Raw genomic sequence first — 20,845 nt, 5'->3', positions numbered from 1 at the left:
TATTCTTAATTTCTTATTATTTTACTTCAAAAGTACCATTTTTTCTACAGCTGTAGCACTCCCTTTGCATTTTTCTTGATTTTGACTTTTTGCAAATATCTTAAAAATATACGTACCTTTTGCAACTGTGTCACCAAAATCGTCTTTTCCGTCCCATTCTATTGCCTGACGAGGCGTTCTAAAGCCCTGTAGGAAGGGTTCTGCAACCACCGGCTGACTTAAAGTTCTTACTAATTTTCCTGTAATGGTGTAGATCTGAACATTCACATCTAAAATATCATCACAATTGTGCTCAAAATGGATATACGTTTTGTTTGTAAAAGGATTTGGCCAGTTTAGTGGTCTGTTGATTACTAAATGCTGATCTGCTTCATCTTTAACTTCAAAGTTTAACGTTTCTGTTGTCGAATTATTGTTTATATCCCAAACTTTAAATGTCAACTGATGCTGTCCTATTGCTAAGTTTCTGAAAGGATAACTTACATTTCCCTTTTGATAATCGGCCAAACTCGGATTAAGACATCCATTTCCTTCACCTGAAGCGAAGAAATCATTTAAAACAACGGTGTTAATAATTTGTCCGTCCAAATATACAGTAATATCGTGACCAATACCAGACCCTGTAGAATTTATTCCGGTATCATCTGTTACACAGGCAAGAAGCACAGGATGCTGATCGGTAATTCCACCGTTGGCAAAATTGGTGTTGTTCATATACAATTTTACTTTTGGAGGCTCGTTATCGTTGATTCCGTTAGGATTGATATCACCTACCTGAACTGCCTGATTGTTGAATACATCAATAGCTTTATTGTCTGCATATCCTAGTAATCTTCCTTCACCTACAGCATAATTGATGTCTTTAGGTACATAAAATTCTACTGTGAAAACTCCATTTACAGCAGTTCCTGAAGCTTTCACGATTGCGCTTCCTTCTTCTGTGTAATTTAATGTTGGACTTAAAGCTCCGTCATTATTCAAAGTTGCCTTATTAAGCCTTTTGTCAAAGATATTGATCACAACTCTTCCGTTAAATGTTGTATTGGTGGTACCATTGTTATTATTAATATGACCTGTTATTTTCACAAAATCCAATCCTCTGATCAATCCAGGAACCGGTGTTTCTATAGCATCAATCATCAATAATCTTTTTGGTCTGCTCAGTTTCATAGCAGGATCTCCAAGAAAATTTACTTTTAAATGATTGGAATCTGCACCCCTTGCTTTTTTAGCATTTAAATGAGAATCACCCAATGATACAAAATCATCATTGACCATTTTAAAAATATCTTTAGTATAATCATCCGTAAAAAGAACTCCATAGCCAACACCTACTGCACGGCTTGAAGTAATCATTGCAGCTGCACCTCCCTGTTTCAATTTCATCAGCTGTTCTCCGGCAGAAGATGTTCCCGGTTCATCCCAAAGCGTAAATTCACAGGTAATGGTTGATACAAATGGAAATCTGCTGTATACCGGAGAAAAATTATTGGCATTTTGAATTTCATCTAAAGTGAAAACTCTTTCCTGTGCCCAACCGTTGATCCCTCCATGTCCGAAATAGAAAAGATACAAACTGTTGCCCATATCATTTGAAATCGCCTGATTTACCTGAGGAAACCTTTGTCCACCGGCTGTACTTTGTGCCTGAAATGCATCAAGATATAATTTTCTTATATTATATTCCTTAAGAGTAGTTCCTGTTTCAAATATACTCGCCAAAGTATTGTTCATTGTTGTATGAAAGGGTGTTCCTCCCGGAAAATTATCATTGTCATCATCATCATCTACTACAAAATCAAGTTTCATCCTCCATTCTCCAAAAGGTGTTGACTGTCCCGATAATGAATTGTAGTATGCCAATGTCTTATCTATCATATTGGCGGCCTCTGTAGGGTTTGCTGCAGGAATTCTTCCTACAGGGAGATCAGGTAAATTGTTGGTAATGAAAGATGTTGTCTGAGGTTTTGTCATGACAATATAATCATCAGTGACAAAAGACGAGATAAAATCACTTGAACTTTCACTCTGATAACTTGATACAACATTAGAATTATTTGGAATTCTGTTTTTGTAGTCATAAGAGGTATCACCTAATATGAAAACATATTTTAAACTTCCAAGCGGAGTATTCAGTTTCGTGACAAAATCTCTGATTGCCGTAAGATCTCTGCTTCCACTGCCAAATTCGTTATAGATTTTTGATGGATCTACGATCTGAACATTAAAGCTGTTTTTTGTCTGGTGGTAATTTGCCAATCTCTGAGCCTGCGACATCATTTCTGGTGGTGCGATGATCAGATAATCTACATTTTGTAATGCAGAAAGATTTTGGTTACTGATTTTCTCAACAAATTGTGGAGTATATGCTGCATCTGCTCTGAATGCTACAAATTCATTATTAAAATTAGGATCTGCAGTTGTGTAGGCAAAATTAAAAGAACCTGTTCCGGCAGCTTTGTTTACTCTTCTGTTGGCATTGGTAATGTCGGTAACGTCCCACACCTGCTCCATTCCGGCTGTGTTGGAAATGCTGAAGCCATAATTGGTATTTGTCCCACTTTCAAGCGAGAAATCTCTGAAATTCATCTGACTTCCGTTGAATTTAAGATCTTCTTTATATTGAATTTCTATAAAATCTAAATAAAACAAACCGTTAGGATTTGTTGTAATGCTTGGTTTGTAATTGATAGAAATTTGATTTCCACTTAAATTACTGATCGTACCATCATATCTAAAAGGTCTGAAATCCAAATCATCAGATGCGGATGATAATGTAATTGGGTTTTGACTATTAATGTCAAATCCGATATTATTTCCTTGAGATCTATAACCAATGACCTGTGTCAGATATTTAATGTTATCTCCTCCCTGAATTGGAGAATTTAAATTAAAAGTCACCGTCTTATCAGTAGTAAATGGAGTTTCCTCTACCCAAGTTCTTCCAACTTTGATCAGATTCTTTTGGTCATTATTAATAACCTGATAATTATCATATCTTGTAATTGGAGCTGTCGCAGGTAAATTTAAATCAATATTCTGAACTCTTTTTCCGGCACCTTTGTCATAATTGATGTAGTAATAAGCAAAATCTTCGTAGATATTTTTCACGTTTTCACTCCTTTCAAATCTGGTGTCTCTCCGCTTAAAGCCATTTCCGTTACCCATGTTATAAAGATTATAACCATTTGGACCCTGTGCATAAAATAGTGCGTAATCAGCATCATTCCAAACACCATCATCTTCACCTACAACCTGAATGGAGTTTTCCTGCAATGCGCTGTATTTTATATCCTGATTATGTTCGGGAAGCATAATTCCTCCGTTTCCGTAAATTCTGAAGTTTTTAGGATTTACATTTGAAGGGTTGATTCCAATATCTCTTAAAAACTGTGCAGTGATTTTGAAAATTCCGGATTTATCAACTTTAATTTTATAAAAACCACCATTTGCTAAAGGATTTGCCGTTGATCCTACTTTCTGTGCACTAAAATTGGAAGGCAAATTAGAAGAAGTAAGTTCGAAAGAAGAAAGTCTTTGGATTCTTCCTTTTACATTTTTAAATAATCCTACAGTTGTGTTGGCAATTCTTTCGCCTTCGAGATAATAATAATTGATATCTGTAATATCATAATTGGGCAACAGATCTTTGTTGATGTCGAATAAATCTTTAGCTGAGACCGGTTCCCATACAAGATTGGTAACTCTTAACTGGCCTTCTCCTGTTTTTTGTTTGTTTTGGATGAAGATATTATTTTGGCTGTAAGAAAAACCCTCATTTTTAAAGTTGGGAAGATTCCTTTTTATGTCGCCAAAGTCTTCGATTTTTGCACCATTCCATTCTATGGTGATTCTTTGAGCCCAAATCGTTGATACAAAAGCAAATAGGAATAAAAGAGTTATTTTTAGTCTCATGTTTATTTTTGAAATTTCTAAATTACAAAATAAATGAAAATTTTATAATAAGTAGCGATACAATAAAATTAATTTGCAAACGTTTTTCAAAAAAATCAAATCTTTATTTGATTTATTGAATAATTTATTTTTTCTTTGTACTTTGAATAATATTTATATCGACTATGAAAAAACTAAAGTTGTTTTCATTAATAGCATTAAGTTCTACACTTGCATTAACCAGCTGTGGAGGGTCTAGTACCAGCAAAGGAGGCGGTACTAAAAAATTTGTCAGCAAGACAGGTTGGAAACCAAACGAAAAACAAGGTTGGTTTTTTGCAGGAAAGCAACAAAAGCAGAAAGGTTGGCCAGGAATGGTATATGTGGAAGGTGGAACTTTTACCATGGGATTAGTGAAAGATGATGTTATGCACGATTGGAATAACTCGCCTCGCAGAATGCAGGTAAGTTCTTTCTTTATCGGTGAAACAGAAATTACTAACTACGAATACCGCGAATACCTTACATGGTTGAAGTATGTATTTCCTCCAAGTGATCCAAGTTTCAAGGAAATCTACAATGGTGCCTTACCTGATACTTTATTATGGGATAATAAATTATCTAGAAATGATCTTAATGAGACTTATTTCAGAGATCAGAACTATGATTATTATCCGGTAGTAGGAGTTTCTTGGACACAAGCCAACAGATACTGTGAGTGGTTGACAGACAGAGCGAACGAAAAAGCTTTAATGCAAGCAGGTATTATTGCAAAAGATTTGTACATCAACGAATCTAATAACCAAGGTGGAACTGCATTCAATATGGACAAATTCAAATCGAATGATCCCGAAATGCAAGGATACATCAACCAGCAGAGAATGGCACAGAAATCTGGTATGAAAACGACCAACCAAAGATTGCTTGCTGCCAACAGATCTCCTAGTTCGGCAATGGTTACGAAATTCAGACTTCCTACAGAAGTAGAATGGGAATATGCAGCTCTTGGTATGGAAAAAAATAGAGAGTATAACAACTATACAGAGAAAAAACCACAGATCGATAAACTTAGAGGTACTAAAGGTAAAGATAGAGGAATGATTTTAGCTAACTTCAAGCAAGGTAGAGGAGATTATTCAGGACCTGCAGGTTGGAAAAATGATGGTGCTGCTCAAACATCTGATGTAAGACAATTCCCTTCAAACGATATCGGTGTATATGGTATGTTTGGAAACGTTGCAGAATGGACGGCTGATGTATACAGACCAATCATTGATGAAGACTTCACAGATTTCAATTATTACAGAGGAAATATGCCTCAAGCTATCGTAAGAAACGGTGACGGAACTTACAAAATGGTAGATGAAGGTACTATTAAATATGATACTTTAGCTGACGGAAGATTGGTTTACAAAAACTTACCAGGTCAGTTTGAAAGAGAAACAATCGGTGATTACAGAAACTATAGAGATGGTGACAGAATGTCTTCATTAGATTATAGAAACGCAAGTGATTCTTCTGCTGCTTACAATATGTACAACGCTCCTACAACAAGATTTGTAGTTGACGGAAACGGAAAAGTAATCTTGCAGAAAGATACTAAAGACAGAACATCAGCGATCACTAATGATATCAGAGTAATCAAAGGTGGTTCTTGGCAAGATTCAGCGTACTGGTTAGATCCGGGACAAAGAAGATACAAGAAAGAAGATTCTGGTTATGGATGGATTGGTTTCCGTGTAGCACAGGATGCAAGAGTTAGCGATAAAGCTAGAACAAGAAGATAATATTTCAAAATACTTATAAAAAACCTCCCGATTTTTCGGGAGGTTTTTTTATTTTTGATGAATGAATGTAGAACAGTTTTATCCTTTATTTTTAAAAGCGGAAAAAGTAACAATTGATAGCAGAAAAATCAATGCTGGTGATATTTTCTTTGCCTTTTCCGGAGATAATTACAATGCAGCATCTTTAGCTGAACAAGCAATAAGTGATGGAGCCTTAGCAGTGATTGTTGAGGACGAAAGTTTTGAAAATAAGGATAAAAATATATTCTATGTACCATCAACTTTAGATTTTCTGCAAAACCTTTCTATACATCACAGAAATCACTTACATATCCCGATTATCGGGCTGACCGGAAGTAATGGTAAAACTACTACAAAGGAGTTAATTCATGCCGTTCTTTCACAAAAATTCAATGTTCAGTATACCTATGGAAACTTAAATAATCATATCGGAGTTCCGCTTACGATTTTGTCGATAAAACCTGAGCATGAGATGGCGGTTATCGAAATGGGAGCCAATCATCAGAAAGAAATTGAGCTTTTATGCACTTTAGCAAAACCGAATTTCGGATATATTACCAATTTTGGAAAAGCCCATTTAGAAGGGTTCGGTGGTTTTGAAGGAGTTATAAAAGGAAAATCTGAGCTGTACGATTATCTTAAAAGTAATCAGCAAAACATTTTAGTGAACGAAAATGATCATATTCAGGTAGAAAAAACGACCGATTATCTTTCAAAAATAACCTTTGGTAAGATCACTTCTGATTATTTTTTTCAAATATTTTCGCATGAACATTTCGTCGGTTTAGAGTATCAGGATACAAAAGCATTATCACAGCTTACGGGGGATTATAATTTTACTAATCTTTGCGCTGCTACAAGTTTCGGACTTCATTTCGGGATTGAGATCAATCAGATAAAGAAAGCGATAGAAAGTTATACGCCTACAAATATGCGTTCTCAAATTGTAAAAAAAGGCAATAAAACTTTGGTGTTAGATACTTACAATGCAAACCCAAGTTCTATGACCGCTTCACTGTATAATTTCATCACATTTGAAGGTTCTAAAACGATTGTTATCGGGGATATGCTTGAGTTGGGAGAAGAAAGCACGGTAGAACATCAAAATATTCTGAAAACTGCTCACGATCTTGGTTTCAACGAAATCATCACTGTGGGAAAACACTTTAAGGCAGTCAATGATTCATCAAAATCGTTTGAAAATACAGCAGAATTGATTCAATACCTCAGTTCAAACAAAATTCAGTCAGAAAATGTTTTGTTAAAAGCTTCAAGAGGCATTTCATTAGAAAAAGCGATTGACTTTATTTAGCCTTCGTTGCCCAGAATTCTTTGATTATCAATTGAATATTTTTAAATGTACTTGGAAAAACTTCGCTCTCAATTTGCGAGGTGTTTTTCCATGCGACTTCAGTGATACCTTCTTCAATCTGAGGTTTTGAGGTATCTTCGCCATCAAAGTTCATTTCAAACCAATGGGTATATTTCAGTACTCTGTCGCCATTTCTCTCAATATAAATGTGGTAAGTTGTGTTGATAAAATCTAAGAGTTCTACATTTTGCAGGTTTGTTTCTTCTTCAATTTCCCTTACAGCAGATTCTTCACGGGATTCTCCTTTTTCCATTTTTCCCTTTGGCAGATCCCATTTCCCTAATCTTTTGATGAAAAGGATGTCCCCATTTGGTCTGTTGACGATACCGCCCGCTGCTTCAATGATTCTGAAAAGTTTTTTAAATTCTTCCCAAATTTTGTCAATCTGTTCTCCGTATACATTCAGTTCCTTTACCGATGTATTCTGAAGAAGATCAAGCGCAATCTCTAAAGTTGTGAAACTGTCATATTTCAGATTTTTTTCTAAGTCTTCAGACTGCTTAGAGAGTAATAATTTTTTTTCGTTCACAAAAACTTTATACATTTGTAGGAATTTAAATACAAAAATAAAAAAATGAATTTAGAAGGACGAAAAATTGTTGTCAATAAATCATCTAAAGAGTTGTCAGAGTTGCTAAAAACACCGGAAAACTACAAAGATTTTATGCCAGACGGTCTTCAGAAGTTTGAAAGCAGAGAAGATGGGTTCAAATTCGGACTTCAGGGAATGCCCGAAATCGCTTTAAAGATCGATGAAGTAACTGAAGAAAAGGCTGTTTTAAAGTCTGCAAGCTCAAGTTTAGACTTTGCTCTTACGGCAACTTTAAAGCCTCTCAGTGAAAATCAGACAGAAGTTCAGATGCTTTTTGAAGGAAAATTTAATCCTTTCATCAAAATGATGGTTGAAAAACCATTGCAGAATTTCATCAATACTTTGACAGATAAGATTGAAGCTTATAAATAAAGATCAAAACCTTCAGAGATGAAGGTTTTTTATGCAATTTTATAAAGCCATGTTTGTCATTTCGTAAGAATCTAAATATCGCTTACTGTGTTGAGATTCCTGCGGAATGACAAACATAGTGTGACATAAGTGGTAATTAAGATTTTATGCAATAATTCCGGAGCTGTGATCTTGGGAACTTCCTGTCGCAGAAGAAAGCACATTGATTTCATTGTTAATTCTCAAAACTCCCATAAAAGCAAATATCAAAGCTTCTTTGAAATCAATTATTTCTTTTTCAGGGATTACAATTTCTGAGTTTGTTTTTTCCTTTATTTTTTCAATTAAATAAGAATTGTAAGTTCCGCCGCCTGTAAACAACACTTTTTTCAGTTGATATTGATTAAAAATTCTTGAAATCTGTTCAGACGCATGTTCTGTAAATGTTGCTAAAATATCTTTTGAATCTAACTTTTTAAACAAAGGAAATATATTTTCATTACACCATTCAATTCCAAGTGATTTCGGATGAGAAAGGTTGTAAAATTCCAATGAATTTAGCTTGTTGAGTAATTCTGTATTTATTTTTCCTTTCCGTGCTAAATCTCCGTTTTTGTCGAAATTCTGATTACAGTTTTGAGCGATTTTATTTAAAATAATATTGACAGGTGCAATATCAAAAGCGATTCTTTTGTCATTAAATTTTAATGAAATATTTGAGAATCCTCCTAAATTCAGACAGGCATCATATTCTGAAAACAGTAGTTCATCACCAATCGGAACCAATGGAGCTCCATTTCCACCCATTAAAACGTCCTGTGAGCGGAAATCATAGACAACGGGTAATCCGTTCTCGATTTTAATGGCTCTTCCGTCACCAATCTGTAAGGTAAATTTCTTTTGAGGTTGATGAAAAACGGTGTGTCCGTGTGAAGAAATGAGGTCAATATTTTCAATTTGATGTTTTGAAATAAAATTCTTAACTTTTTTCCCCAAGTAAAAACCGTATTCTGAATGGAGTTCTAAAAGTTTTTCAGCAGATAAATGAATAGAATTTCTAAGTTGACCTTCTAAATCTTTTGTGTAAGGTATTGTTTCAGCCTTTAAAATTTGAAATTTCCAGACTGAGTTTTGTTTTTCAAACTTTGCCAGACAGATATCCAAACCGTCTAAGCTTGTTCCTGACATCAATCCGATTGCCTGAAAAGTTATCATTTTTAATCTTTATTTTTTAGATTCTGCAATTTTGGTCTTGCTGATATCAAGATCACCGGAATTGTTATAGAAAGTATATTCCGAAAAGTCGTCTTTTGCGGTCATTCCGTTGGCATGAACCAGGGTAGAACCGTCTTCCATTGTTGCGTAAACTGTATCTCTTGTATAGATTCTTTTCTTTCTCTGATCCCAAAATACACTTTGGGTCGCAAATCGTTGTCCGTCACTTGTTAAAATTCGGACATTTCCACGGGCTTCAAAAAACTGCTTGTAATCATATATTTTTGCATATCTTGCAGTAATATTTCCGGGGTTTTTCGGCTTTTTCTTGTCAAAAAATTCAATTTTCATTCCCTTTCTTGCCACCGTATACTGACTGTCTATCAGTTCATATTTTTCGATGATAGGAGCAGTAGCTCTTAAAGAAACAAATCCTGAATCTCTTTGGATGATTTTAGCATTTTTGATGATCTGCGAAGGGAAATTTTTACTTTGATTTTTATCTTGTTTGGTCAAATCTTCTTCGCAGGAAGTGAACACAAAAAATATAGCACAACTAAAAAGGTATGCTATATTTTTATATGATATGTTTGAAATCAAATTCATGATTAGTTGTACAGAGATTTTCTAAACCACTTATCAGCAAAATTGAATCCTACTTTTAAATTAACGTAATTCTGATTGATCAGATTGTTCTTCAGAGTTCCTCTTTTTCCTAATTCCACACCAATTTCAAGACCACTCATTCTTGTGATGCTGCTGGTTTTGAATGGAAGCATAACTCCTGCAGAAATTCCGAATTTGTTGATATCGTTTCCTGCAATCTTTAGATTTCCTTTTTCATAGAATGCGCCATAACGGTAAACCATTCTTGAAAAATAACTTCTGAAGTTATTGTAATTTGGCAAATACCAACCACCTGCAGATATTCTGTAAGAATCATTAAAGTCAAAAGTATTTCCGAAGTAGCTTATGGTTTCTCCTTTTTTATAATCTACCTGAGCAGATAAGAACCACTGGTTTTCGCTTCCGTAACCAACTCCTAAAGATGCCTGTAACGGAAGTAAGTTTTTAGAACTCGTGTTTTTTTGCTCTATGGTAGTCTGTGCTTCTTTTACATCACCGTCCGAATAGTAATAGGTACTGTTCAGATATTCTGTGGTCATATTACTTGTATTCCCAAAAGTAGCTGTCGCACCTAATGTAAACTTACGGTCTGTACTTGTATTAAGATTTTGATAGCTTGTCCCTAAAGTGAAATTAAAATTCCTGATACTGTTTTTAGTCTCATATCCGTTGATTAATTCAGCATCAGATCTTGTAACTTCATTCGTGTCATACAAATTTCCAAAATAGTAATTGGCGCGTGCACCAACTGCAAACTGAGAATTTATTTTGTATGATATAGCAGCTTGTGCGGTATTCAGAGTTCCGCTACCTGTAAAACGCTTTCCCTCAATGGTTTCTTGACCTGTTTGGGTATCTTTTATAGTTTCTGTATTAATAATGTCATAGCTTTTCGAGCTGTAAGGTTGATACAGTAATCCCATTTTTATTTTCGAAGAAATAGGAAAAGCCAATGAGATATTAGATAAATACGTAGAATGTTTTGTAGACTTTGTATTGTTATAATCAGTTTTAAAGTAATTATTCTCGTTTGTAGCTTCAAGTTTGATGCTTGTCAGTTCGAAATTGTTGTTGTTGGCAGGGTTTCCGAAATTAAAGTTACTTGTGAAGTCACTGATATAAGCAGTTGAGATACCTCCCATAGAGGAAGTTTCAATCGTATTATCATATTTTACATCACCAATTCCATAAGTCGCATAAGGTGAATTGCTCAAACTTTGCGCGTTAAGGAAGTACCCAACAGAAATGAATGATAGTACAAAAATTTTTTTCATTCTAGATTTTTAAAATAATGCGCAAATATCTTAAATATTAATGAATTGTAAAAATTTAGCGAGGTTAAAGTTTGTTAAGGGGATTTTCTGGTGAATAATCAATTATGAATCCGCTTCGCTGTCAATTTTTAAATTCACAATTCACTTGTGAAGCAAAATTGATAATTGACCAATTCCCATTTCCGTAAAATTCTTTTATCTTTGAAACATGAATTGGGAAAACATCGCCGGACAGGAAAATCTTAAAAAACTTCTTCGAGACAGCATTGCCGAAAACAGAGTAAGCCACGCCCAACTTTTCATAGGAAAAGAAGGTTACGGAACGATGCCGTTGGTTTTAGCGTATGCAAGAGAAATCCTAAAAGGTGAAAACGAGCACGCTGCTTCAAAGGTCGAGCACCTTAATCATTTGGATTTACATTTCAGCTTTCCCGTATTTACCGACAACAAAAATTCTTTAAGTAAAAATAAATTTGATCAGTTCCGGGAAATGATGTTGGAGTCGCCGTATGCAAGTTACGATGATTGGACGGCATTTTTAGATTCAGAAAATAAGCAGCTTTTTATTTCTGCAGATGAAATTGATGATCAGAATCAGAAATTTGCTCTAAAAAGTTTCGAAGGCGGAACCAAAATTCTCATCGTTTGGCGAGCAGATAAAATGAATGTTGCAGCTTCAAATAAATTCCTGAAATTTCTGGAAGAGCCACCGGCAAAAACAATCATTCTTTTAACTGCGGAAAGTACCGACGATATTCTCCCAACAATTATTTCAAGAACTCAGATCATTGAAGTTCCCAGAATTGCAGATCAAGATTTAATGAATCATCTAAAAAATCAATTCTCGGCTTCTGATGATCAGGCAAAAGCTGTTGCTCATGAAGCACAAGGAAATTTGAATGAAGCGATAAAACTTCTGAATGCCGAGATCAAAAATCCGGAATTTGAAAGACTATTTGTACAATGGGTTCGTGATGCTTTTCAGGTTAAAAAGAAACCTGAATTTCTTAAAAATATTATTATCTGGGCAAAAGAAATTGCAGGATGGAACAGGGAAAAGCAGAAGAATTTTCTGAATTATGCTTCCGAAATCTTCAGATTGGCTTTGCTGCAGAATTATCAGTCAGAAGAACTGGTGTACAAAAAAATTGATGCTAACGGATTTAATTGGGCTGGTTTTTCAAAATTTATCAGTGGTGCAAATATCATCAGTATCTTAGAAGAAATCAATGCTGCAGATCTTCATTTAACCAGAAACGGAAATCCTAAAATTGTCTGGACGGATCTGGGAATTAAGCTTTCAAGATATATTCATAAGAATTCATAAAAAATCTTGACACGATTATTGGATTTCGTTTTATTTTTTCAAATTTAACATAGATTTTTCTTTTTTTTCTAAATTATTCTCAAAGTTTGTCATTCCGTAGGAATCTAGACTCTTTTGTTTTTACTGTGTTGAGATACCTACGGAATGACAACGATTGTGTTTATTTACGCTTATACAAGAATAATTTTCAAAATTAATTAACCAAGATTAAAATTAAATTAAAAATCAATCAATCGTTTGATTTTATCAAAATCTTGTGTATCTTTGCCCCTTCAAAAATGAAAACGTAATGATTTCAAAAGAAGAAAATATATTATTTGCCGCTGAGAAGCTTTTTGCTGAACATGGTTTTCAGGGTACTTCAACGAGAGAAATCTCCAAAGCGGCGAACGTCAATATTTCAATGATTTCTTATTATTTCGGCTCAAAAGAAAAGTTGTATGAGAAATTAGTTGAGTACAGAATGACAGAAAGTCAGTTCTTTTCAAAAGATATTTTAGAAAGAACAGACATCAACGAATGGGAAAAAATAGAGAAGATTGTAGATCAGTTTTCAGGTAGAGTAAGACATCACAAATGTTTTTACAGAATCATGCAGAGAGAGCAGCTTCACACAGAGAATCCTCAGATTGTAGAGTTTCTTAAACAGACAAAACTCGGATTTATTTCTATGTATTCAAAAATTCTGGAAAGTGGTCTTCAAAAAGGAATTTTTACCAAAAATCCACCGATTTATCTTTTGCATTCTACAGTGAGCGGAACATTATTCTACGCATCCAATGGAAAAGAGATGTATAAAGAATTTTTGAATAATACCGAAGATGAAGAAGTTTTTGAGGAAAAATATTACACAGAGCTTAATAAACATATAAAATACATTTTAAAAGACCTTTTAGGTTATGAAGAGAATAAATAACTCAGTTATTGCTCTTTCCTTGTTCATAGGAATCGCAAACGCAAATGCTCAGGAGAAAAAGCAACTCAGCCTCGATGAAGCCGTACAGTTGGGAATCCAGAACAGCAAAAGTTTAAAAATAGATGCTGCCAAAATAGAAGAAGCTACGGCTGATCTTTTGGCTGCAAAGAACAGACAGCTTCCGGATCTGTCTGTTTCAGGAAGTTATCTTTACCTTCCGCTCAAACCTACCATCGACTTAAAAATTCCCGGAGTTTCATCTGCAGGAGGACCGGAAGTTCATCAGGTTGCTTACGGATCAGCTAATTTAAGTGTTCCGATTTACAGTGGTGGAAGAATCAAGTACGGAATTCAGTCTGCAAAATATTTGGTGGAAGCATCAAAATTAAGTACAGAAAATGATAAAGTAGCCATTGCTTATAATGTTGCACAGGCTTATAATAATTTATTTAAAGCCAATCAATCGATTAAAGTTTTAGAAGAAAATTTAAGTGCTTCTCAAAAAAGAGACGAAACTTTTCTTAAGCTTGAAAACAACGGAGTAATCGCAAGAAATGACCGTTTAAAGGCAAATCTTCAAACTTCAAACATTGAATTACAATTATTAGAAGCTAAAAACAATTACAATATTGCTAACATCAATATGGATTTGCTTTTGGGACTTCCCGAATCGACCGAAATTGAAGTTGATCAGCAATATATCGATGAAGCAGATGATGTAAAACCTGTTGATTTTTATTTAAATGAAGCCAGAGAAAACCGAAAAGATCTTCAGGCTTTGGAGCAGCAGAGAAAAGCAGCAGAATTGGGAACAAAATCTGCAAAAGCAGAGAATCTTCCTTCAATAGCGTTTACAAGTGGTTATGTTGCAGCAGATATTCCGAAATTTTTAACGATTTATAATGCAGTAAATGTTGGAGTAGGAGTTTCTTACAATCTATCAAATCTCTGGAAAGAAAATTCTGCATTGAAGCAGTCGAAAGCAAGAGAAATGCAGCTATCAGCAACCAATGAATTGTTGAATGACAATATTAAATTAGACGTCAACAGAGAGTTTCAAAACACCGATTACTCTAAAAAGAGAATTGCGGTTTTCGAAAAAGCGGCTGTTCAGGCTAATGAAAATTACAGAATTACTAAAAATAAATATGATAACGGTCTTGCTACAATGACAGAATTACTGGATGCAGATGCGGCTCAGATTTCTGCAAACGTCGGAGTGATCAATGCTAAAGCAGACGCAGCATTGGCTTACAGAAAGCTTTTACAGACTACAGGAACTTTAACAATTAAATAAACGAAGAACTATACCAACAATGGAAAATAATAATACACAAGCGACTGAACCTAAAAAGAAAAAAAGTTTAGTTTTCCCGATTATATTAGCGGTAATCGTTATCGTAGGAGGAATTTACGGTTACAGAACTTATTCTTACGGACAGATTCATGAAGAAACCGATGATGCACAAATTGCTTCAAACTTGAACCCTGTAATTTCTAAAATCTCAGGTTACGTTGCAGAAGTGAAAGTAAAAGATAACCAGTTTGTAAAAAAAGGAGATACTTTGGTTATTTTAGATGATAAAGATCAGAAAATGGCTTTGGAACAGGCTCAGGCAGCTTTGTCAACTGCAAAAAGCAATATTTCTTCTGCTCAGTCATCTACCAATGCAACTTCAAAAAACATCAACAGTTCTCAGGCAGCTGTAGCAACTGCAAATGCACAAATTGAAGCGGCTAAAGTAAATGTTTGGAAGACTTCTCAGGATTTGAAAAGATATTCGGTTCTTGTAAAAGACCATTCGATTACAGAACAGCAATACGAGCAGGCTTTAGCAGCAAAACAGTCTGCAGATAAGCAGTTACAGGTTTTGGTTGATACAAGAAATCAGATTGCACAGCAAACCGGTATCGCTTCTTCTCAAACTGAAGCAAGTTCTCAGCAGATTTCTGTTGCAGGTTCTGTGGCTAAACAAAGAGAAGTAGATGTGGAAAGTGCAAGATTAAATCTTTCTTACACTGTAATTGTTGCTCCTGAAGATGGTTTCGTAGGAAAAGTTCCGATTCAGGCAGGTCAGTTTTTACAGGCAGGTTCTCAATTGTTCAGCTTGGTTAAAAACGATCAGAAATGGGTCATTGCCAATTTTAAGGAAACTCAGGTTGCCAAAATGCTGGAAGGTCAAAAAGTAAGAATCGAGATCGATGCTTTTCCTGATACAGATTTTGAAGGAGTAGTAAGTTCATTTTCTCCGGCTACAGGTTCTACCTTCTCAATTTTGCCTCCGGATAATGCAAGTGGAAACTTTGTAAAAGTAGTACAGAGACTTCCGATCAAAATCGATTTTGTAAATCTTGACAAAAACATTGCAAAAAGATTAAGAACCGGTATGAATGTGAAAGCAGAGGTTTCTTTAAAGTAGATTAAATCATTAAAAGATTTGAACATTGAAAGATTACAGGACGTATAAACAATAATAATTATGCGAGTCGGTAATCTTTTAATCCTTTAATTTTTTAATCTTTAAATTAAATATCAAATGCAAGATTCATTAGTAGAATATGGAGCCCGAAGAGTGATCATTACGATCACGGCTATTCTTTGTGCTTTGCTTGAAATTGTGGATTCCACGATTGTGAACGTTGCCCTGAACGAGATGAAAGGTAACCTGGGAGCCACACTTTCCGAAGTGGGTTGGGTAATTACAGCTTATGCAATTGGTAACGTAATTGTAGTACCGATGACGAGTTGGCTTTCGCAGCAATTTGGCAGAAGAAATTACTTTGCAGCCTCCATCGTTATATTTACCATTTTCTCATTTCTCTGCGGAAACGCAGATAATATCTGGGAACTGGTGTTTTTCAGACTCTGTCAGGGAATAGGAGGTGGAGCATTGCTCGTAACCTCACAAACCATTATCACCGAATCATATCCGGTAGAAAAACGAAGTATGGCTCAGGCGATTTATGGTTTGGGAGTCATTATCGGTCCCACTTTAGGTCCGCCATTGGGAGGGTATATTGTAGATAATTTCAGTTGGCCATATATTTTCTATATTAATATTCCGATCGGGATTGCGGCTACTTTGATGACTTTACAATTTGTGAAAAGTCCGAAATTTTCCGAAAAGCGTAAAGCTTCGGATGTTGACTGGCTTGGAATTATGTTGTTGGCTTTAACGGTTGGCTCATTACAGTTTATTTTGGAAAGAGGTCATGAAGAAGACTGGTTTGAAAGCGGAATGATCGTAACCTTTACTACAACGGCAGTTTTAGGATTTATATGTTTCCTTTGGCGCGAATTGACATTTAGATATCCTATTGTAGAACTTCGTGTTTTGAAGAACGGAAACCTGAGAATTGGAACCGTCATGTCCTTTGTTTTAGGATTTGGTTTGTATGGTTCTACATTTATCGTTCCATTATATACGCAAAGTATTTTGGGTTGGACGGCACTTCAGTCAGGAGCATTGATGATTCCGGCGGCGTTGACGACCGCATTTATGATGCCGATTATCGGTAGATTACTTTCAAAAGGAGCAAAGCAGCAGATTTTGGTTTCATTAGGATTATTTATATTCTTTGTTTACAGTTTCTGGGGTTACAAAATTCTGACTCCCGATACAAGTAAGGATGCGTTCTTCTGGATGCTGATTGTAAGAGGAATGGGATTAGGATTATTGTTTATTCCAATTACTTCCTTGTCATTAAGTACCTTGAAAGGTCAGGAAATCGGACAGGGAGCAGCATTTACAGGAATGATGAGACAGCTTGGAGGATCTTTCGGAATCGCTGCCATTACTACCTTTATTGCCAATGCAAGCCAGAAATACAGGGTGAATTTAATTTCGCACTTAGATGCAGACAGTTTTGATGTTCAGCAAAGATTAGCAGGATTGAAAGCCAGTTTCATAGCAAAAGGAATGACTCCCGATGCAGCAATGAACGCTGCCTACAAAGTTATGGATATGACCGTAACGAAACAGGCAACCGTACTTTCATATATGGATGTTTTCTTATACTTGGGAATTGCATTTTTAGTTTGTATTCCATTTATTCTCTTCATCAGAGAGCGGAAGAGCAAAGAAAAAATAGACCTGAGTGAAGCAATGCACTAAAAATATAAACCTCTGAGATTTTCAGAGGTTTTTTTTTGTTAATCTTAAAAAAAAGTGTTGTCTGATTTCCAGACTTAGTAATGATTTGCTTTGTCTGAATTTGTTTAAAACTTAATATTAATTTCTATCTTAAACTTCTCACATTCACTTCAGGTTTTTCTCCTGCAGGAACAATAAAAATGGCATCATCACTGATTATATCTCCAGAATCAAAATAATAACTTCCGATCACAGGAAGAATATTAGTAACCGACTTTCCGGACTTATCATAAGAAGAATAACTTACATTGATCATCTGGGTTTTCATTTTAAGCTGAATCTTTTTTGATGTCAGTTTTGCTCCCGTAGCATTCATACAGTCGAGTTCTACAATTCCTGTATCTAAAACAATTTGCGGATAAGAAGTCAGACGAATGTTATAAGATTTGTCTGATGTGTTTTTTACCGAAGCCGAAACTTTGTAGCGGTCAAAAGCTTTTCCGCCAACCTGTACGCTTTCTTTATTGGTAATATTAAAACTGACTTTCATACCATTGACATCTACAGTTTCTCCGTCAGCAATTTTTTGAGCATGTACGAATGTTCCGAAGCTCACTACTGATAATATAAAAAGTAAAAGGATGGAATTTTTCATAATAATTTGTTTTTGGTGGTTTTTATGCTAAACGAAATTAGTTAAATTACTTATAGCTTGGCTTATAATTATAAAATTTTAAGCTTAAATTTTTCCCTGCTGACTAACAGTTGTCACAATCACATCTTATCTTTGCATATACTTTAAATAAATTTAACCAAAACAGAAATCTATTCTAATGAGTTATTGTTCAGTAATCGAAAGAATGCAGCCCGAAAGCCGAAAAGAACTGCATAAAAACTATCACGACAACCATTATGGTTTTCCGATTCATGATGATAATGAGTTGTTCGGAAGACTGATTATGGAAATCAATCAGGCAGGGTTGAGTTGGGAAACAATTTTAAAAAAGGAAGAAGGTTTCAGAAAAGCGTATGATAATTTTAATATTCAAAAAGTTGCCGCTTACACTGAAGAAGACAGAGAAAGATTATTAAATGACACCGGAATTATAAGAAATAAATTAAAAGTAAACGCTGCGATTGAAAATGCAAAAACCATTATCGAACTGCAAAAAGAATTTGGCTCATTTGAAAAATGGCTGGAACATCATCATCCGAAAAATTTACAGGAATGGATGAAACTTTTCAAAAAAACTTTCAAATTTACCGGCGGAGAGATTGTGAATGAATTTCTGATGAGCATTGGCTTTCTGAAAGGCGCTCATGCAGAAGATTGTGTGGTGAATGAGGAGATTTTGAAGTATGACCCGATGTGGAAGAAAGAATAATCTTCATAATTTGTCATTCTGACGAAGAAAGAATCTCTAGAATTTTATTTTCAAATTCAGTTTTTTCATTTACTTCATCTGATTTTTCAACCTTTCTATCAGCATCGTGATGATTCTTTTATTGAAAACTTTGCTGTCAGAGTGGTAAGTCTCCAGCTCCTCTAAGGTAAACATCCCTATGGTCATCCCAATGAAAGTGTTTTTCAGCACAGCATCTTTTTGCAGACTCTGTTCGATAAATACTTGCTTTTTAAAAGCCGAGAGTAAACTGAAATCTGCTTTTTGTCGTAATGCATAGTTTATAAACAGCGACAGATATAAATCATTCTGTAATTTTAAAATGGGACGTAGGGTTTGGTTTTGAAATATTTCTGCGGGAGTGGTTGTTTCTGAATTGGGTAGGTTTAAATTTTCTCTTAAATCTAATTTGGTAGTCATATTTTGTGTTGATTAATTTCAGTTAATAAAATACAAATCACTGTTTGCCATTCTGACGAAGGAAGAATCTTGGCTATTTTAATTGCCCAAGACTACATTAATTCTTCTTTCAGCTTCTTCTTTAGAAATCTAAACAACCGAATCGTTTAGTTCCTGAGCCTTGTAGAATTGCAATAAAGCCCAATACCGACAGATGTTATTCTGGATACTCTTTAAAATTTGCAATTATATTTTCAATATTTTGGAACCAATTAAATATTTTTAAATCTTCTATTATTTCTAATTCTTTCTCTTTTGGAAAAGGTTCAACATTTTCAATCATTCCAAATTTAAAGTCGGTTAGTTTATTAGAAGTAGAAATTAGAACAATTTTTTTTGATTTATATTTATCCCAAACACAAAATCCTTCAGCTGCTAATTGAGTTGAAATCATAATGTGATCATGCTCCATCTCACTACCATGAAGAACCATAGCAAAGACAATATCGTTAACTGTTCCGTATCTCCTAGCAACAAAATAACCATTTTTATCTTTGTAACGATCCCAAAACTCAAAAAAGGTTTGCCCAAAAACTCTTCTTTCAAAACGACTTAATGAGAGTAATTCCGTTGCGATTTTAATATTATTTGAATCACTTTTATAAAGAACTTCTCGTTTTACAAATTCGTCAACAAAATAGCTTACTTTATCTTCTTCCTTTTTGTTTTCAACTTCTTTCCGTGATAGATAATTTTGCCACTTTCCGTCCATTTGAAGAAATGAACCACTTACATCATTTGAATAGAAATTTTTACTAAAGTTTCTTCCATTAAAAAAAAGTCTGCTAACAAGTCAAGTTCACTACCAGAAAAAAGGATGGACTGTTTATTTTCGTTTATAAGAGAACTGTTATATTTAAAAAAAGAGTCATTGGTTTCCGTATCCCAATCTTCTTCATTTCCTAGCATCATAACAAATTCTTTCCCTATAAAAGTTGCTTCTCTTTTGACCAAATAACTTATGAAATCTGGTATTGTATCAAGTTCATTTACTAACCCAAGAAATGAATGCCAATTGAAAATATGACAGAATTCTTGATTTTTTGTTTCAATGCCACCAGGATGGAATAATGGTACAGTATTAAGATTTATAATTAAGCGATGAATACTATCATAGGAATTTGGATGGAAATCAAAAATCCCAGTTTCTGGATGACTAAATTTCACAAGAGAATTTTTATTTAGGAGTTTGCGTTCTGCGCCATGGATTTGTGAAACAGCTTTTTCAAGTGTAGATTTAAAGTATCTTTCATAATTTCCTTTAAAAGAATAGTTTTTAATGGATATTATCAAAAGATGGTTTTGAAAGCATATTAGTAAATCACAAATCTCCTTTTTGTCTCCAAAATCATCTTTTGGATTTGGAAAACACCAATATTTTAAATATGTATTAAATGCTAGTTCATTCACTGCTTGTTCTCCCTCAATTCCAATCTTGTTGCTATCCATGTTTTGTATTATTTTTACGAACTAATTTGAAATGAATAATCGCTCTACTCAATTTCTGGTGAAT

At 34.6% G+C, this 20,845-nt stretch carries 18 protein-coding genes; 9 read left to right on the top strand and 9 right to left on the bottom strand.

Annotated elements, in window-relative coordinates; genetic code table 11:
• Nucleotides 1-21: 21 nt before the first annotated feature.
• Nucleotides 22-3,915, bottom strand: a complete 3,894-nt coding sequence (porU, locus tag K0R77_RS13000; RefSeq protein ID WP_300353046.1) for a type IX secretion system sortase PorU — start codon at nt 3,913-3,915, stop codon at nt 22-24.
• A gap of 164 nt (nt 3,916-4,079) precedes the next feature.
• On the opposite strand from porU, the gene gldJ reads away from it, so the two are divergent.
• Both gldJ and murF read left to right on the top strand, forming a co-directional pair.
• Nucleotides 4,080-5,681 (top strand): gliding motility lipoprotein GldJ, encoded by a 1,602-nt coding sequence (gene gldJ, locus K0R77_RS12995; protein ID WP_300353043.1) that lies wholly within the window; start codon nt 4,080-4,082, stop codon nt 5,679-5,681.
• 61 nt (nt 5,682-5,742) lie between these two features.
• Nucleotides 5,743-7,014 carry a UDP-N-acetylmuramoyl-tripeptide--D-alanyl-D-alanine ligase gene (gene murF / locus K0R77_RS12990; RefSeq protein ID WP_300353040.1) on the top strand — a complete coding sequence of 424 codons (1,272 nt, stop codon included), beginning with the start codon at nt 5,743-5,745 and terminating at the stop codon, nt 7,012-7,014.
• Here the strand turns inward: murF and K0R77_RS12985 are convergent.
• Nucleotides 7,007-7,618, bottom strand: a complete 612-nt coding sequence (locus K0R77_RS12985; RefSeq protein WP_300353038.1) for an NUDIX domain-containing protein — start codon at nt 7,616-7,618, stop codon at nt 7,007-7,009. The two genes, murF and K0R77_RS12985, sit on opposite strands and share 8 nt — an antisense overlap.
• 30 nt (nt 7,619-7,648) lie before the next feature.
• Here K0R77_RS12985 and K0R77_RS12980 point away from each other — a divergent pair, with 30 nt between their 5' ends.
• Nucleotides 7,649-8,038 carry a hypothetical protein gene (locus K0R77_RS12980; RefSeq protein WP_047442614.1) on the top strand — a complete coding sequence of 130 codons (390 nt, stop codon included), beginning with the start codon at nt 7,649-7,651 and terminating at the stop codon, nt 8,036-8,038.
• A 144-nt stretch (nt 8,039-8,182) separates the two neighbouring features.
• Here K0R77_RS12980 and K0R77_RS12975 read toward each other — a convergent pair whose 3' ends face one another.
• From K0R77_RS12975 to K0R77_RS12965, 3 genes are read right to left on the bottom strand one after another with little or no spacing between them, the layout of a single operon-like run.
• Nucleotides 8,183-9,232 (bottom strand): anhydro-N-acetylmuramic acid kinase, encoded by a 1,050-nt coding sequence (locus K0R77_RS12975; protein ID WP_300353032.1) that lies wholly within the window; start codon nt 9,230-9,232, stop codon nt 8,183-8,185.
• 9 nt (nt 9,233-9,241) lie between these two features.
• Nucleotides 9,242-9,838 (bottom strand): LPS export ABC transporter periplasmic protein LptC, encoded by a 597-nt coding sequence (lptC, locus tag K0R77_RS12970; protein WP_300353030.1) that lies wholly within the window; start codon nt 9,836-9,838, stop codon nt 9,242-9,244.
• A gap of 2 nt (nt 9,839-9,840) precedes the next feature.
• Complete coding sequence (locus tag K0R77_RS12965; protein ID WP_300353027.1) at nt 9,841-11,133, bottom strand: hypothetical protein; 1,293 nt, start codon at nt 11,131-11,133, stop codon at nt 9,841-9,843.
• A gap of 208 nt (nt 11,134-11,341) precedes the next feature.
• Between K0R77_RS12965 and K0R77_RS12960 the strand changes: the two genes are divergently transcribed.
• From K0R77_RS12960 to K0R77_RS12940, 5 genes are all read left to right on the top strand, one after another.
• Nucleotides 11,342-12,460 (top strand): DNA polymerase III subunit delta', encoded by a 1,119-nt coding sequence (locus K0R77_RS12960; RefSeq protein ID WP_300353025.1) that lies wholly within the window; start codon nt 11,342-11,344, stop codon nt 12,458-12,460.
• 289 nt (nt 12,461-12,749) lie between these two features.
• Nucleotides 12,750-13,376: a TetR/AcrR family transcriptional regulator gene (locus K0R77_RS12955; RefSeq protein WP_300353022.1), complete on the top strand. Its 627-nt coding sequence runs from the start codon at nt 12,750-12,752 to the stop codon at nt 13,374-13,376.
• Entirely contained in the window at nt 13,360-14,673 is a 1,314-nt protein-coding gene (locus K0R77_RS12950) for a TolC family protein (protein WP_300353020.1), read from the top strand. The genes K0R77_RS12955 and K0R77_RS12950 overlap by 17 nt, the downstream gene beginning before the upstream one ends.
• A 19-nt stretch (nt 14,674-14,692) precedes the next feature.
• Entirely contained in the window at nt 14,693-15,796 is a 1,104-nt protein-coding gene (locus K0R77_RS12945) for an HlyD family secretion protein (protein ID WP_300353017.1), read from the top strand.
• A 117-nt stretch (nt 15,797-15,913) separates the two neighbouring features.
• Nucleotides 15,914-17,491 carry a DHA2 family efflux MFS transporter permease subunit gene (locus K0R77_RS12940; RefSeq protein ID WP_300353014.1) on the top strand — a complete coding sequence of 526 codons (1,578 nt, stop codon included), beginning with the start codon at nt 15,914-15,916 and terminating at the stop codon, nt 17,489-17,491.
• Nucleotides 17,492-17,615: 124 nt separating this feature from the next.
• On the opposite strand, the gene K0R77_RS12935 is transcribed toward K0R77_RS12940, so the two are convergent.
• The gene (locus K0R77_RS12935) at nt 17,616-18,125 is read right to left on the bottom strand and encodes a hypothetical protein (protein ID WP_300353011.1); all 510 of its coding nucleotides are present in this window, start codon (nt 18,123-18,125) and stop codon (nt 17,616-17,618) included.
• Nucleotides 18,126-18,303: 178 nt separating this feature from the next.
• Here K0R77_RS12935 and K0R77_RS12930 point away from each other — a divergent pair, with 178 nt between their 5' ends.
• Nucleotides 18,304-18,855 carry a DNA-3-methyladenine glycosylase I gene (locus K0R77_RS12930; protein ID WP_300353009.1) on the top strand — a complete coding sequence of 184 codons (552 nt, stop codon included), beginning with the start codon at nt 18,304-18,306 and terminating at the stop codon, nt 18,853-18,855.
• 69 nt (nt 18,856-18,924) lie between these two features.
• Here the strand turns inward: K0R77_RS12930 and K0R77_RS12925 are convergent, their stop codons facing one another.
• The 3 genes from K0R77_RS12925 to K0R77_RS12915 form a co-directional block, all read right to left on the bottom strand.
• Nucleotides 18,925-19,293: a glyoxalase gene (locus tag K0R77_RS12925; RefSeq protein ID WP_300353006.1), complete on the bottom strand. Its 369-nt coding sequence runs from the start codon at nt 19,291-19,293 to the stop codon at nt 18,925-18,927.
• A 196-nt stretch (nt 19,294-19,489) separates the two neighbouring features.
• Nucleotides 19,490-20,044 (bottom strand): hypothetical protein, encoded by a 555-nt coding sequence (locus K0R77_RS12920; RefSeq protein WP_300353004.1) that lies wholly within the window; start codon nt 20,042-20,044, stop codon nt 19,490-19,492.
• Nucleotides 20,045-20,061: 17 nt separating this feature from the next.
• Nucleotides 20,062-20,781: a hypothetical protein gene (locus K0R77_RS12915; protein ID WP_300353001.1), complete on the bottom strand. Its 720-nt coding sequence runs from the start codon at nt 20,779-20,781 to the stop codon at nt 20,062-20,064.
• Nucleotides 20,782-20,845: the final 64 nt, after the last annotated feature.

The sequence above is a fragment of the Chryseobacterium sp. genome (assembly GCF_029240215.1).
Taxonomy (GTDB): domain Bacteria; phylum Bacteroidota; class Bacteroidia; order Flavobacteriales; family Weeksellaceae; genus Chryseobacterium.
The sequence above is the reverse complement of the archived record's forward strand: the minus strand, read 5'-3'. Positions and strand labels throughout refer to the sequence as shown.